This window comes from Roseovarius marisflavi, assembly GCF_900142625.1.
GTDB lineage: Bacteria > Pseudomonadota > Alphaproteobacteria > Rhodobacterales > Rhodobacteraceae > Roseovarius > Roseovarius marisflavi.
Map to the genome: position 1 here is coordinate 96,685 of NZ_FRBN01000004.1, position 13,827 is coordinate 110,511.

The window sequence follows — 13,827 nt, forward strand, 5'->3', positions numbered from 1 at the left end:
CAGGGTTCAGGATCGGTTTTCCGGTTCCTTGCCCGGCCCAAATCTGCGAAAGAAGGGCGACCCTAGACTGAGTGAGAAACAGATGACCTCTTTCGATCCGACGGCGGAGTATAGTGCAATTCGTGATGGCGTGGCCAAGGTTTGCGCCGGGTTTCCGGGGGCCTATTGGCGCGATCTCGATGCGCGCCGGGCCTATCCCAAGGACTTCGTGGATGCGCTTATCCGCGAGGGATATCTGGCGGCGATGATCCCCGAAAGCTATGGCGGTTCTGGGCTTAACCTCACCGCCTCGGCGGCGATCTTGGAGGAAATTCACCGGCAGGGCTGCAATGCGGCGGCGTGCCACGCGCAGATGTATACGATGGGTACGGTGTTGCGTCACGGCAGCGACGCGCAAAAAGAACGCTATCTGCCGCGGATCGCCGATGGCACGCTGCGGCTTCAGGCCTTTGGCGTGACCGAACCGACCAGCGGCACTGATACGCTTGCGCTCAAGACCACGGCGCGGCGCGAGGGCGACGAATACGTGATCAACGGCCAGAAAATCTGGACCTCGCGGGTCGAGCATTCCGATTTGATGGTGCTGCTTGCGCGCACCACGCCGCGCGATCAGGTCACATCCAAGACCGACGGGTTGTCGGTGTTTCTTGTCGATCTGCGCGAGAAGGTCGGCAATGGCATCGAAATTCGCCCGATCCGCACGATGATCAACCATGCCACCACCGAGGTGTTCTTTGACAACCTGCGCATTCCCGCCGACAGCCTTATCGGCGAAGAGGGCAAGGGGTTTCGCTATATCCTGTCGGGGATGAATTCCGAGCGCATCCTGATTGCCGCCGAATGTATTGGCGATGCCAAGTGGTTTCTTGACACGGGTGCCGCCTATGCCCGCGAACGTGTGGTGTTCGGTGATCCGATCGGCGCCAATCAGGGAATTCAGTTTCCGCTTGCGCGCGCCCATGCCCATATGATGGCCGCCGAGGCGATCGTGTACCGCGCGGCGGCGATGTATGATGCGGGGCAGAACCCCGGTGTCGAGGCCAATACCGCCAAGATGCTGGCCGCCGATGCAAGCTGGGAGGCGGCAGAGGCCTGTATGCAGACGCATGGCGGTTTTGCCTTTGCCGAGGAATATGACGTCGAGCGCAAGTTTCGCGAGGCGCGGCTTTATCAGGTGGCGCCGATCTCGACCAACCTTATCCTGTGTTATATTGCCGAACAGGTGCTTGGCCTGCCCAAATCCTATGGGCCCGGGCGCGGATAAATCAGTGCGCGGATAATTCAGGGGGCGGATATGGGCGAATATGACGATTGGATCGGGCGCAGCTTTACCCGGTCAGAGCCGATTTCGGATCGTCTTTTGGCGCAATACCGCGCCACGCTTGCCGGCACGCTTGGCCCCGGTGCGGTGCCGCCGGGGTTTCACTGGTGCCTTGGGCCGGATGTGGTCGAGCCGTCGGACCTTGGCCGCGATTGCCACCCCAAAACCGGGATTTTCCTGCCGGCCCTGCCGTTGCCGCGCCGGATGTGGGCGGGGGGCGCGTTGGAATTTCACCGAGCGTTTGTGCCCGGCGAGCATGTGACCCGCACCAGCACGATTGACGATGTGACCTTCAAGCAGGGGCGCAGTGGCGCGCTTGGGTTTGTCACGCAGCGCCATGACTATAGCGTCGATGGCACGCCGTACCTGAGCGAGCGGCAGGATATCGTTTACCGCGAAGATCCCAAGCCCGGCAGCACGCGCACCCCCGCCCCGTCAGAGGAGTGGCCCGGCGCCGAAAGCTGGTTGATCACGCCGGATTCGACCCTGTTGTTTCGCTATTCGGCGCTTACCTTCAACGGGCATCGCATTCATTACGATTACCCCTACGCCACCGAGGTCGAGGGCTATGCCGGCCTTGTGGTGCACGGCCCGCTTCAGGCGATCTGGATGATGAATCTTGCGAGCGAGGTGTTTGGCCATTTGCCCGCGCGGTTTAGCTATCGCGGGCTGTCGCCGTTGATCTGCGGCATTCCGGTGCGGATTGAGGCGAAGGCAAGTGAGGGCTCTCTCGCCCTGCGTGTGCGGCGCGAAAATGATCACGTCACCACCATGGAAGCGACCGCATTTGCGCCCTGAAACCCCGGTTTTCAGGGGCATTGCGGCCTGTGACCGAATTGTGGGCAGGGTATTTTGCATCCGGCAGATGAACTTTGCCCATTTCGCAGGCAGGGCTTGCGGTTTCTCACGGTGCGGCGCACAAATTTGCTGACAATACGCAAAAATAATTTTACCAATTGGTAAAACAAAAACGCTGCCCAACAAGGAGAACATCATGACCACCCCCAAAAGCCGGACCATTGCGACCCTGTCGCGCCGCCAGTTCATGGCCAGCACCGCCGCTGTGGCGCTTGTTGCCGGGGCATCGACGCTGGCAACCCCGCTGCGTGCCGCCGAGCCGATCAAGACCGCCGGGATTTACACCGTGCCGGTCGAGCAGCAATGGGTCAGCCGCATTCACAAGGCCGCCATGACCGCGCAGGAGCGCGGCGATGTGGATTATGTCTATTCGGAAAACGTCAGCAACACCGACTATGCCCGCGTGATGCGCGAATATGCCGAGCAGGGCTATAAGCTTATCATCGGCGAGGCCTTTGCCGTGGAACAGGAAGCGCGCGAAGTGGCGGCGGAGTATCCCGATATCGCCTTTCTTCTCGGGTCAAGCTTTAAACCCGACGACGCCCTGCCGAATTTCGCGGTGTTCGACAACTATATTCAGGATGCCTCCTACCTTTCGGGGATCATCGCCGGGTCGATGACCAAGAGCGGCAATATCGGCATGGTCGGCGGCTTTCCGATCCCCGAGGTGAACCGTCTGATGCATGCCTTCATGGCCGGTGCTCATGAGATGAACCCGGATATCAAGTTCCAGGTCAGCTTTATCGGCTCGTGGTTCGATCCGCCCAAGGCCAAGGAAACCGCCTTTGCGATGATCGAAAATGGCGCCGATGTTCTTTATGCCGAACGCTTTGGCGTGTCGGATGCGGCGGCGGAAAAGGGCATTCTTGCGATTGGCAACGTGATCGACACGCAGGCCGATTATCCCGACACGGTTGTCGCCTCGGCGATCTGGCATTTCGAGCCGACCTTGGACAAGGCGATTGCCGAAGTGAACGCCGGCACGTTCAAGGCCGCCGATTACGGGGTCTATTCCTTCATGAGCGAGGGCGGTTCGTCGCTGGCACCGCTTGGCACCTTCGAGGACAAAGTGCCCGAGGCCGCCATGACGCTTGTCAACGAGCGCAGCGCGGCGATCAAGGCAGGCACCTTTACGGTCGAGATCAACGACGAAGAACCGAAGTCGTCCTGAATGACTGGCGCAGAGGCGGCGCAGGTCGTTCTGCGCCTTGATCGCATTACAAAAACCTTTGGCAAGCTGGTCGCGAATGACGCGGTCAGCTTGTCGTTGCATCGCGGCGAGGTGATCGCGCTTTTGGGCGAGAACGGCGCGGGCAAGACCACGCTGATGAATATCCTGTTTGGCCAGTACACCGCCGACAGTGGCGCGGTTGAGGTGTTCGGGCGTGCCCTGCCGCCCGGTAATCCGCGTGCGGCACTGGATGCGGGTGTCGGCATGGTGCATCAGCATTTCACGCTGGCCGACAACATGACCGTGCTGGAAAACGTCGCGCTTGGCACGGTGCCGCTCTGGCAACCCCGGCTTGATCGCACGGCGGTGCGGGCCAGGATCACCAGGCTGGCCGATGATTTCCGCCTTGCGGTCGATCCGGATGCCCGCGTCGGTACCCTCACCGTGGGCGAGCGACAGCGGGTCGAGATCCTCAAGGCGCTCTACCGAGAGGCCAGGATCCTAATTCTCGACGAGCCGACGGCGGTGCTTACCCCGCAGGAAACCGATGATCTTTTCGCCACCCTGCGCAAGGCGGTGGCGCTTGGCCTGTCGATCGTTTTCATCAGTCACAAGTTGCACGAGGTGATGGATATCTCTGACCGGGTGGTGATCCTGCGTCATGGTTGCCTTGTGGGCGAGATGGCCACCAAGGATACCGACCGCCACGCCCTTGCCGCCGCCATGGTGGGTGCCGAGGTCAGCGCCCCCAAGGTCGCCCCCGCCGCCCCCGGTGCGGCGCTTTTGCGGCTTGGCGAGGTGAGCACGCCCGATCAGGGCAATGCGCCGGGGCTCAAGTCTGTGTCGCTTGCGCTGCGCGCGGGTCAGATCACTGGGCTTGCCGGCGTGTCCGGCAACGGTCAGGCGGCGCTTGCCGATCTGATCGGCGGGCTTTGTGCGCCGACGACCGGGCAGTTTGATCTTGACGGGGCCAATGTTGCGCAGTGGTCGCCGCGCACCGCCGTGCAAAGCGGCATCGCGCGCATCCCCGAAGACAGGCACAAAACCGGCACGATCGCCGATTTCAACCTGACCGAAAACGCCATTCTCGAAAGCTATCACACTGCGCCGATGAGCAATCACGGCTGGATGAACTGGGCCCGTGCCGAAGCCGCCACCGAAGAGATTATCGCGCGCTATGACGTGCGCTGTCCGGGGCCGGATACGCGGATCAGGCTGTTGTCGGGGGGCAATATGCAAAAGCTTATCCTTGGTCGGGTGCTTGAGGCCGCGCCGCGCATTATCCTGGCCAATCAGCCGGTGCGCGGGCTTGATATCGGCGCGGTCAATTACGTGCATTCGCAACTTCTCGCGGCGCGGGCGCGCGGCGCGGCGGTGTTGTTGATTTCCGAGGATCTGGACGAGATCATGGCCCTGTCGGATGTGATCCACGTTATTTCCGAGGGTCGTCTTTCACCCGAATTTGCCCGAGGCACCATGGCCCCCGCCGATCTTGGCGTGTGGATGGCCGGGCATGGGTTTGACGAGGGGTTGGCGCATGCGTCTTGAGCCGATTGCCAACCCGAGCCTTGCGCGCACAACCCTGCCGCCACTGATCGCGATTGTGACGACGGTTGTGGTGGCCTCCTTGCTGGCGATGCTGGCCGGGGCCAATCCGTTTTCGGTTCTGGGGCTGATCCTCAAGGGCGCGTTCGGGTCGAAATTCGCCGCGTTAGAGACGCTTAACCGCGCCACGCCACTTATCTTTACCGGCCTGTCGGTCGCCGTGGCATTTCGCGCGCGGCTCTGGAATATCGGGGCCGAGGCACAGCTTTATGCCGGGGCGTTGATCACCGTCGTGCTTGGCACCGGCGCGCTGCCTTGGGGCGCGGGGGCGCTTTTGCCCGTGCTGGCGCTTGGCGCGATGCTGGCCGGGGCGCTTGTGCTGTTGGTGCCGGCTCTGTTGAAAGTTCGCTTTGGCGTTGACGAGGTGGTCACGACGCTTTTGTTCAACTTTATCTTTCTGCTGTTCATCTCGATGCTTCTGGAAGGGCCGCTCAAGGATCCGATGGGCATGGGATGGCCGAAATCCGAACGCCTTATCGCCGAGGCGCGCCTGCCGCGAATGGCGGAGGGTCTGCGCCTGCATTGGGGCTTCGGGCTTGCGATCATATCCGCCGCTCTGGTCTGGGTCATTCAGCGGCGCACGACCCTTGGCTATGAAATGCGCGCCGTCGGGCTTAACCGCGATGCGGCGCGGTTTGCCGGCATTCCGGTCAATGGCGTGCTGATCAAGACCGCGCTTTTGTCGGGTGGATTGGCGGCACTTGCCGGGTTTTCCGAGGTGGCAGGCGTCAAGGGGAGCCTGACGCTCGATCTGTCGCCCGGTTTTGGCTACACCGGTATCATCGTGGCGATGCTGGCGCTGCTCAATCCGCTGGCGGTGGTCGCCGCCGCGCTTTTCGTGGCGGGCATTTTCGTCGGCGCAGACAGCATGAGCCGCGCGGTTGGCGTGCCCACATATCTTGCCGATATCATGCTGGCGACGGCGCTTTTGCTCATGGTGCTGGCGATATTTCTCACCCGGTTCCGGGTGGTGAGGGAATAGATCATGGATATTCTCGATATTCTCCTGTCCGCCAGCTTTTGGGCCGCCGCGATCCGCATCGCGAGCCCGCTTATCTTTGCCACCCTGGGCGAATTGATTTGTGAGCGTGCCGGGGTGCTGAACCTCGGGATTGAGGGGATCATGGTTGCCGGGGCCTTTGCCGGCTGGATGGCGGTCTATTCCGGTACCGGCCTCTGGACTGGTGTCATGGTGGCGATGGTGGTCGGCATGGCGTTCGGCTTGATCCATAGCGTGCTGACCGTGCCCTTTGGCCTGTCGCAGCATGTGGTCGGATTGGGGGTGACCCTATTGGCGACCTCAAGCACCTATTACGCCTATCGCCTTGCCCTGCCAGAGGTGACAAGCCCGCCTAAGATCACCGCGTTTCAGCCGTTCGAAATACCGATCCTGTCGGATATTCCGCTGCTCGGTCCGGCGTTATTTGCACAAACTCCGATGACCTATCTGGCCTTTGTGCTTGTCGGGCTCGTGTCGATTGTTCTTTACCGCACGCCGCTTGGGCTGGCGTTGCGCGCGGCGGGGGAAAACCCCTCGGCAGTGGCGGCGCAGGGGCTTTCGGTTACCGGCATTCGCATGGGCGCGGTGATTGTCGGCAGCGGGTTCATGGCGATGGGCGGTGCGTTCCTGACCATGTCGGCGTTTGATTCCTTCTTCTTCGAGATGGTCAACGGGCGCGGCTGGATTTGTATCGCGCTGGTGGTGTTTGGCGCGTGGAAGCCGGGCAAGGCCCTGTTGGGGGCGGTGCTCTTTGCCGCCTTCGACGCGCTGCAGATCCGGGTGCAACAGACCCCGCTTGGCGCCGATATTCCCTATCAGATTTTCCTGATGACGCCCTATGTTCTGTCGATCCTGGCGCTTATCGTGATGTCGCGACGCGCCGAGGTGCCGGGCGCGTTGATGGTGCCGTTCAACAAAGGAGAGCGCTGATGTTCGATCTGATCGTCAAGGGGGGCACTTTGCCCGATGGCCGGGTGGCCGATATTGGCATCACCGGCGCCAGGGTCACCGCGATTGGCAATCTGCAAGAGGCGGACGCAGGCGAGGTGATCGACGTCAGCGGCGATCTTGTCAGCCCGCCGTTTGTCGACCCGCACTTTCATCTGGACGCGACGCTTAGCTATGGCACCCCGCGCGTCAACGCGAGCGGCACCCTGCTTGAGGGGATTGGTCTTTGGGGTGAATTGAAAGAGATCGTGACCCAGGAAGAGATGGTCAGCCGCGCGCTGGAGTATTGCGATTGGGCGGCGAGCATGGGCCTTTTGGCAATCCGAAGCCATGTCGACACCTGCGATGACCGCCTGCTCGGCGTCGCCGCGATGCTTGAGGTGCGCGACAAGGTCAAGGGTTACATCGACCTGCAATTGGTGGCCTTTCCGCAAGACGGGTTTTACCGCGATCCCACCGCGCGCGACAATACCATGCGCGCGCTTGATATGGGGGTGGATGTGGTCGGCGGCATCCCGCATTTTGAACGTACCATGGCCGATGGCGCGGCTTCGGTGCGCGAGCTCTGCGAATTGGCCGCCGCGCGTGGCTTGCCCGTCGATATGCATTGCGACGAGACCGACGACCCCCACAGCCGCCATATCGAAACGCTCGCCTATGAGGCACAGCGCCTTGGCTTGCAGGGGCGGGTCGCCGGAAGCCATCTGACCTCGATGCATTCGATGGACAATTACTATGTCTCGAAACTGTTGCCGCTTATGGCCGAGGCGGGGGTGGCGGCGATCCCCAATCCGCTGATCAATATCATGTTGCAGGGGCGGCATGACACTTTTCCGAAACGGCGCGGCCTGACCCGTGTCAAGGAAATGCAGGCGCAGGGCATCACCGTTGGCTGGGGTCAGGATTGCGTGCTTGATCCGTGGTATTCGCTTGGCACGGCAGACATGCTTGATGTGGCTTTCATGGGGCTGCATGTGGCGCAGATGTCCCACCCCGACGAGATGCGGCGCTGCTTTGACATGGTCACGACCCAGAACGCCCGCATTCTCGGGCTTGAGGGGTACGGGTTGCACGTCGGCGCGCAGGCGTCGTTGGTGGTGTTGGACGCGGGTGATCCGGTCGAGGCGCTGCGCCTGCGCCCGGCGCGTCTTGCGGTGGTCTCCAAAGGCCGGGTGATTGCCAAAACCCCGCGCCAGGACGCGAGCCTTGCACTGCCCGGACGCCCCGCAACCATCAGGCGGCGGCACCGGCAGGGCGGCTAGGCGCGATGATCGCGCTTTTGCAGGGGCTTGCGCGGCACGGGCGGCTTGTGCTGATTGTCGGGCTGGTGGTCGGGGTCACGGCGCCGGAGCTTGCCCGCATCCTTGCGCCGCTGATCTTTCCGATGATCGTTTGCCTGTTGTTTCTGGCAACGCTTCGGGTTGATCCGATTGCGGCCTTTCCGGATCGTCGTCATTTGCCGCGCTATGTCGGGCTTGCCGTGGCCTTGCAGGTTGGCATGCCGGTGCTGGCAATCGCGGTGCTTTGGGCGGTTGGCGGGCTCAATTCTATCCTTGGGATCGGCGCGGTTCTGGTGCTGGCTGGTGCGCCGCTGACCGGAAGCCCCGGTCTTGCGATCCTGTCGGGGGTCGACCCAAGCCCGGCCCTGCGCCAGCTTGTGGTGGGCACCGCGATCCTGCCGCTGACGGTCTTGCCGGTGTTCTGGCTTATGCCGGTCTTTGGCGCGCCTGAGGTCGTGGCGCTTGCCGCGCTCAGGCTTTTGGCGGTGATTGCGCTTGCCGGTGGCGCGGCGATGATCCTGCGCCGGGCGGTGCCGTGGCTGCGCGGGCCGCAGGGGCAGGGGGCGGTTGACGGGGTGATCACGCTTGCGATGGCGGTTGTGGTTGTGGGCCTGATGTCGGCGGTTGGTCCGGCGATCCTGTCGGGGGATGCGGGGCTATGGCGGGCCCTGGCGGTGGTCTTCGGGTTGAACTTTGGCGCGCAGATCGTGGCCTTTGCGCTGATGCAACGCGCCGGGCAACCAGCGGCGGCCCCGGCCTTGGCGATTGTCGCGGGCAATCGCAATCTTGCGCTGTTCCTCGGGGCATTGCCGCCCGAGACCGGGGCGGCAATGCTGTTGTTTATCGGCTGTTATCAGGTGCCGATGTACCTTACGCCGATGCTGATCGGCCCGTTGGCGCGGCGCGCTAGTTAAGCGCGGCCGGCAGGTAAAGCGCCAGTTGCGGAAAGGCGATCAATGCCGCCGCCATGATCAGCATGACACAGACGAACGGGATCGAGCCGATCATCACGTCGCTCATCTTGCCGGATTTGCGCGCGCCCTGCACCACGTAGAGGTTAAGCCCCACAGGCGGCGTGATCAGCGCCATTTCGATCAGCACGATCATCAGGATACCGAACCAGATCGGATCATAGCCCTGCGCCACCACCAGCGGCACGATGATCGGGATCGTCACCACCATCAGCGACAGCGTTTCGATGAAAAAGCCGAGCACGACATAGATCATCACCACCACTAGGATGAAGGCGAGCGGCGAGAGGCCAAGCCCTTCAAGAAAGCCCTTGAGCTCGCGGCCAAGCCCGGCCGAGGACAGGGTGAAGTTCAGGAAGGACGCGCCGATCACCACCAGCATGATCATCGAGGTGACCTTGATCGTGCCCAAAAGGCTATCCGAGATCATCTTGAACGAAATGCCGCTGGCGAAACCGGCGATGACAAAGGCCACGGCAACGCCGACGGCGGCGGCCTCGGTCGGGGTGGCCCAGCCCTTGTAGATCGTGCCGATGATCATGGTGAACAAAAAGATGATCGGCAAAAGATGCACAAGCGCGCCAAGCATTTGCGACAGCGGAAAGACCCGCCGCTCGCCACCAAGATCGGGTCGGATCAGGCAGATGATCACCGTGATCACGATAAAGCCGACGGCTAGAAGGATACCGGGCAAGAGCCCCGCAAGGAACAGCTGAGGAATAGAGGATTGGGTGAGAAAGCCATAAACGATCAGGTTGATCGACGGCGGGATCATGATGCCAAGCGTGCCGCCGGCGGCAATCGCGCCGGAAAACAGCTTGGGGTCATAGCCAAGGCGTTCGGCCTGTGGCATGGCGACGGTCGCGACGGTGGCGGCGGTAGCGACGGACGAGCCCGAGATCGCCGAGAACATCGTCGAGGTGGCGACATTGGCATGCACCAAGCCGCCCGGAAGCCATGACACCCACCGGTCAAGCGCCTCATAGGTGCGCGCGGCGACACCGCTTCGGACAAGGATTTCGCCCAAAAGCACAAAGAAAGGGATCGCGATAAGCGTGGCGCTGTTGGACGAGGACCAGACCATCTGACCCAGGCCCTTGATCAGGGGAAAGGGGCTAAATAACACATCAATGCCAAAGCCGAGCAGGAACAGCACGATCCCGACCGGGATTGACAGGCTGAGCAGAGCCAGAAGGCCGACCGACACATAGGTGATCATTGAAACGCCTCCTCTTCGGCAAAGACGCCGATGGCGGCCTCCGAGGCGTCAAAGCGGCCCTGAAGCACCATCACAAGCGCGGTCACAAAGGTCAGCCAGGCCATCAGAGCGAACCAGAGCCAGCCCGCGAACCACGGCAGTTGCACCAGCCAGAGCGGCGTTTCCAGCGCGGTATTGGCGCGCGACATATTGCTGATCGAGCGATCCACCACCGGCCAGCAGCGCAGGGCGATCACGCTGACCGTGCCCGCCATGATCATCAGCGAGGCCAGATCAAACAGGCACCGGCCGCGCCCGGCGGCGCGGCTGCGCAGGATGTCGATGCGGACATGGCCAAGTTCGAGCATCGCATAGGCCATGCCCCAGGAGGTGGCGATGGCCATCACATAGCCAGACACCTCATCGGTGCCGCCAAAAGAGGACCCCAGCTGACGCAGAATGATATCAAGCAGAACGAAGCCCGCGCAGGCCAGAAGCATGATGCCAATCAGCACCGCCACCACCCGGTTGAGCGCACGTAGTCTTATCAGAAATCTATCGGTCATTTGGGGCCCTCTCCGGCGCTTTTACGATCAGTTGGCGGTGACTTGCACGCCAACGACCTCGCCCACAGATGCGTTCCAGCGCGCAACCCAATCCGCACCGGCGCGACCAGCCCAATCCGGCAGCACTTCGGTCTCCAGGATCTCGCGGGCGGTGGCGAAATCGGCATCGCTTGCCTCGACAAGGGTCATCGAGCGCGCATCGCCCGCCGGGCATTCGCCATTGCCGGTCAGACAGGCGATGTCATTGACCAAGGCGTCTTGGGCCGATGACCATGCGGGGGCCTCGAAGTTGGCTTTGATCTCGGATGAGATCAGGCTTTGCATGTCGCCGCTCAGGCTGTTCCATTTGTCGAGGTTGATCGCGGTCACAACCGAATCCCACCCGCCAAGCGGCAGGGTCAGAAGATGCGAGGACACCTCCCACCAGCCGGCGCTATAGCCCGAGCCGGCACCGGTCACGGCACAATCCACAACGCCTTTTTGCAAGGCGCCCGGCACTTCGGAGAAGGACACGTTCACACCTTCGGCGCCAAGCGCGTCAAGGAATTTGGCGGTCATGCGACCCGAGGCGCGCACCTTGAGGCCCTTGAGATCGGCCAGACCGTCAATCGGCGCGTTACAGAACACGACCTGCGGCGGATAGGGCGCGATCGCAAGAACGTGGCTGTTGAAGCGGGCGTTATAGATGTCTTCGACCATCGGGCGGGCGGCATCGACCATCGCCTTGGCCTCATCTGCGGTGAGCGCCAGAAGCGGCACATCGAGACCTTCAAGCTCGGGGGCGTCGGCCACGGCGTAATCGGCCACGGTCATGGCAACGTCGTAAACTCCATCGCCAAGCAGGCGGTAAATGTCACCGACACCCAGCCCCATCTGATCGTGGGTGGTGACTGCGGTGGCGATCTCGCCGCCCGAAGCGGCGGGCAGGGTCTCACCCCAGAACGGTGCCTCGTATTGCTTGTGCAGCGGCAGGCCAGACCAGCTTCCGACGACCGATATATCCTCGGCCATGGCGGGGGCGGCGACAAGCGCGGTGGTGGCAAGCAGGCTTAGTGTCTTTTTCATGTGACTTCTCCTTGTTGGGTTGTTTTTGCTTTTTCAGGGCCGCAACACCGGAACTTCGGCATCCTCGGCAATATCGGTAATCAGCATATGACCCGGCTTGTGGGTAATGCAAATCGGCAGCCTGGCGCGCGACACTGCCGCCTGCGGGGTGACGCCACAGGCCCAGAACACCGGGATCTTGCCGGGCTCGTCGGGCACCGGATCGCCCCAATCGGGCGCGCCGATATTGGCGATGCCGATCTGTTCAGGGTCGCCCCAATGCACCGGCGCGCCATGCGCCAGCGGATAGCGGCGGCTGATGGTTTGCACCTGTTCAAGGCGTGCCGGGTCGATCATCCGCATGCTCACCACCATCGGGCCACAGAACGGCCCGGCCGGGGTGGTTTCGATACTGGTGCGATACATCGGCACGGTGGTGTTGTTCTGAATATGCCAGAGGTTGATGCTGGCCTGTTCAAGCGCGTGTTCAAACGTAAAGGAACAGCCAAGCGCGAAGGCCACGAAATCATCCTGCCAGAGGGCGGTGATGTCGGTGGTGCTCTCGGTGAGCAGGCCATCGCGGTAGATGTTATAGGCGGGCACGTCGCGGCGGATATCAATGTCGCGGCCAAGGGTGACCATCATCGGATTGCCGGTATCCGACACCCCGGTCAGCGGGCAGGGCTTGGGGTTTCTTTGGCAAAACCGCATGAAATCAAGCGCGTAACGCTCTGGCATGATCGCAAGATTGGCCTGCAAAAGGCCCGCGCCAAGCCCGGCGGTATGCGATGTATATTCCCCGGCGCGAATGGTGGCGCGCAGGTCCTCGATGGGCATGGTCCTTAGGGATTGATAATCGGCTGTCAAATCTGGCTCTCCCGGTTTGGCACAGGCTGACGGGTTCTGGGCATAAAGGCAAATCGAAATAATTTGCCCATTTGCATCACCTATTTTGATGCATCTGGATAGGCCCGCGCCACGCCAAGCGCAATTTTGGCCGCGGATTCAACCACATGGCTTTTGGGATCGCCGAGATAAGAGAGCGAAAAGCGCAGCGGGCCCGGGGTCCAGCCGGGATCAAACTCGCGCAGGGTGCCGCCTTTGAGATAGGGCGCGCCAAGGGCGCGGGGCAGGGCGGCAACGCCAAGCCCGGCCTCGACAAGGCGAAAACAGGCCGAGAGGGACGACGAGGGAAACAGCGAGACACCGGGACCAACCCTTTCAAATAAAACGGTTTTCAGCTCGCGGTAGGGGCGGGTGTTGCGGGCATAGGTGATGATCGGCTTGCTGTCCAACAGGGTGGCATCATCGCCGCCCACCCCGCGCATATCGGCGGCGGCGTACCAGGCGAGATCAAAGCCCGGCAGCTCGATATTATTGACCGAATATTCCGAGACAGGCCCCAGAAGAATGGCAAGGTCAATCTCGCGGTTCAGCAATCCATCGCGCAGGTTGGTCGAAATATCGACGTTGATTTCAATCTCGACCTTGGGAAATTCGTGGTGCAGCGCCGAAACAAATTCAGGCAGCCAGCATTGCGCGATGGTTTCCGATACGCCAAGGCGCAGGATAAAATCAATGCCTTGCGGATCGGTGATATTGGCCTCGACCAATTGCGAGAGGTGCTCGAACTGTTCGGCATAACTCACCAGCCGCTCGCCGCGTTTGGTCAGGCGCAGACCGCTTGCGGTGCGATCGAACAGGTCGGCGGCCAGCGATTGTTCAAGGTTCTTGATCCGCGCGGTGACGGCGGGTTGGGTGATGTTGAGGCCAAGCGCGGCCTTGCGGACGCTGCCTAGGCGCACCGTCGCGAGAAAGGTGCGAAGCTGTTCGATGTTTATTCTGGCCATTGCGCGATGATTGCC

At 61.9% G+C, this 13,827-nt stretch carries 13 protein-coding genes; 8 read left to right on the plus strand and 5 right to left on the minus strand.

Going from position 1 to position 13,827, the window contains the following annotated elements; translation table 11 throughout:
• Positions 1 to 82 precede the first annotated feature (82 nt).
• The 8 genes from BUB78_RS05780 (at position 83) to BUB78_RS05815 (ending at position 9,097) form a co-directional block, all read left to right on the plus strand.
• Positions 83 to 1,264, plus strand: coding sequence for an acyl-CoA dehydrogenase family protein (locus tag BUB78_RS05780; RefSeq protein ID WP_073195965.1), 1,182 nt, complete (start codon positions 83 to 85; stop codon positions 1,262 to 1,264).
• Positions 1,265 to 1,294: 30 nt separating this feature from the next.
• Positions 1,295 to 2,119, plus strand: a complete 825-nt coding sequence (locus tag BUB78_RS05785; RefSeq protein ID WP_073195967.1) for an HTD2 family dehydratase — start codon at positions 1,295 to 1,297, stop codon at positions 2,117 to 2,119.
• A 196-nt stretch (positions 2,120 to 2,315) separates the two neighbouring features.
• Positions 2,316 to 3,350 (plus strand): BMP family protein, encoded by a 1,035-nt coding sequence (locus tag BUB78_RS05790; RefSeq protein WP_073195970.1) that lies wholly within the window; start codon positions 2,316 to 2,318, stop codon positions 3,348 to 3,350.
• Positions 3,351 to 4,898 (plus strand): ABC transporter ATP-binding protein, encoded by a 1,548-nt coding sequence (locus BUB78_RS05795; protein ID WP_073195972.1) that lies wholly within the window; start codon positions 3,351 to 3,353, stop codon positions 4,896 to 4,898.
• Entirely contained in the window at positions 4,888 to 5,937 is a 1,050-nt protein-coding gene (locus tag BUB78_RS05800) for an ABC transporter permease (RefSeq protein WP_073195975.1), read from the plus strand. The genes BUB78_RS05795 and BUB78_RS05800 overlap by 11 nt, the downstream gene beginning before the upstream one ends.
• 3 nt (positions 5,938 to 5,940) lie before the next feature.
• Positions 5,941 to 6,885 (plus strand): ABC transporter permease, encoded by a 945-nt coding sequence (locus BUB78_RS05805; protein ID WP_073195977.1) that lies wholly within the window; start codon positions 5,941 to 5,943, stop codon positions 6,883 to 6,885.
• Positions 6,885 to 8,165 carry an amidohydrolase family protein gene (locus tag BUB78_RS05810; RefSeq protein ID WP_073195979.1) on the plus strand — a complete coding sequence of 427 codons (1,281 nt, stop codon included), beginning with the start codon at positions 6,885 to 6,887 and terminating at the stop codon, positions 8,163 to 8,165. The genes BUB78_RS05805 and BUB78_RS05810 overlap by 1 nt, the downstream gene beginning before the upstream one ends.
• Before the next feature lie 5 nt (positions 8,166 to 8,170).
• Positions 8,171 to 9,097 carry a hypothetical protein gene (locus BUB78_RS05815; RefSeq protein WP_073195982.1) on the plus strand — a complete coding sequence of 309 codons (927 nt, stop codon included), beginning with the start codon at positions 8,171 to 8,173 and terminating at the stop codon, positions 9,095 to 9,097.
• Here BUB78_RS05815 and BUB78_RS05820 read toward each other — a convergent pair.
• From BUB78_RS05820 to BUB78_RS05840, 5 genes are all read right to left on the minus strand, one after another.
• Positions 9,090 to 10,373, minus strand: a complete 1,284-nt coding sequence (locus tag BUB78_RS05820) for a TRAP transporter large permease (protein ID WP_073195984.1) — start codon at positions 10,371 to 10,373, stop codon at positions 9,090 to 9,092. The genes BUB78_RS05815 and BUB78_RS05820 overlap by 8 nt on opposite strands.
• Entirely contained in the window at positions 10,370 to 10,918 is a 549-nt protein-coding gene (locus BUB78_RS05825; RefSeq protein ID WP_073195986.1) for a TRAP transporter small permease subunit, read from the minus strand. The genes BUB78_RS05820 and BUB78_RS05825 overlap by 4 nt, the downstream gene beginning before the upstream one ends.
• 27 nt (positions 10,919 to 10,945) lie before the next feature.
• Positions 10,946 to 11,983: a TRAP transporter substrate-binding protein gene (locus BUB78_RS05830; RefSeq protein WP_073195989.1), complete on the minus strand. Its 1,038-nt coding sequence runs from the start codon at positions 11,981 to 11,983 to the stop codon at positions 10,946 to 10,948.
• Positions 11,984 to 12,016: 33 nt separating this feature from the next.
• Complete coding sequence (locus tag BUB78_RS05835; protein ID WP_281248842.1) at positions 12,017 to 12,829, minus strand: putative hydro-lyase; 813 nt, start codon at positions 12,827 to 12,829, stop codon at positions 12,017 to 12,019.
• An 80-nt stretch (positions 12,830 to 12,909) separates the two neighbouring features.
• Positions 12,910 to 13,812: a LysR family transcriptional regulator gene (locus tag BUB78_RS05840; protein ID WP_073195993.1), complete on the minus strand. Its 903-nt coding sequence runs from the start codon at positions 13,810 to 13,812 to the stop codon at positions 12,910 to 12,912.
• Between the last annotated feature and the right edge of the window lie 15 nt (positions 13,813 to 13,827).

Bases quoted from the DNA above. Each gene is read 5' to 3' on its own strand.
- BUB78_RS05780 (WP_073195965.1), top strand. From the start codon at position 83: ATGACCTCTTTCGATCCGACGGCGGAGTATAGTGCAATTCGTGATGGC.
- BUB78_RS05785 (WP_073195967.1), top strand. From the start codon at position 1,295: ATGGGCGAATATGACGATTGGATCGGGCGCAGCTTTACCCGGTCAGAG.
- BUB78_RS05790 (WP_073195970.1), top strand. From the start codon at position 2,316: ATGACCACCCCCAAAAGCCGGACCATTGCGACCCTGTCGCGCCGCCAG.
- BUB78_RS05795 (WP_073195972.1), top strand. From the start codon at position 3,351: ATGACTGGCGCAGAGGCGGCGCAGGTCGTTCTGCGCCTTGATCGCATT.
- BUB78_RS05800 (WP_073195975.1), top strand. From the start codon at position 4,888: ATGCGTCTTGAGCCGATTGCCAACCCGAGCCTTGCGCGCACAACCCTG.
- BUB78_RS05805 (WP_073195977.1), top strand. From the start codon at position 5,941: ATGGATATTCTCGATATTCTCCTGTCCGCCAGCTTTTGGGCCGCCGCG.
- BUB78_RS05810 (WP_073195979.1), top strand. From the start codon at position 6,885: ATGTTCGATCTGATCGTCAAGGGGGGCACTTTGCCCGATGGCCGGGTG.
- BUB78_RS05815 (WP_073195982.1), top strand. From the start codon at position 8,171: ATGATCGCGCTTTTGCAGGGGCTTGCGCGGCACGGGCGGCTTGTGCTG.
- BUB78_RS05820 (WP_073195984.1), bottom strand. From the start codon at position 10,373: ATGATCACCTATGTGTCGGTCGGCCTTCTGGCTCTGCTCAGCCTGTCA.
- BUB78_RS05825 (WP_073195986.1), bottom strand. From the start codon at position 10,918: ATGACCGATAGATTTCTGATAAGACTACGTGCGCTCAACCGGGTGGTG.
- BUB78_RS05830 (WP_073195989.1), bottom strand. From the start codon at position 11,983: ATGAAAAAGACACTAAGCCTGCTTGCCACCACCGCGCTTGTCGCCGCC.
- BUB78_RS05840 (WP_073195993.1), bottom strand. From the start codon at position 13,812: ATGGCCAGAATAAACATCGAACAGCTTCGCACCTTTCTCGCGACGGTG.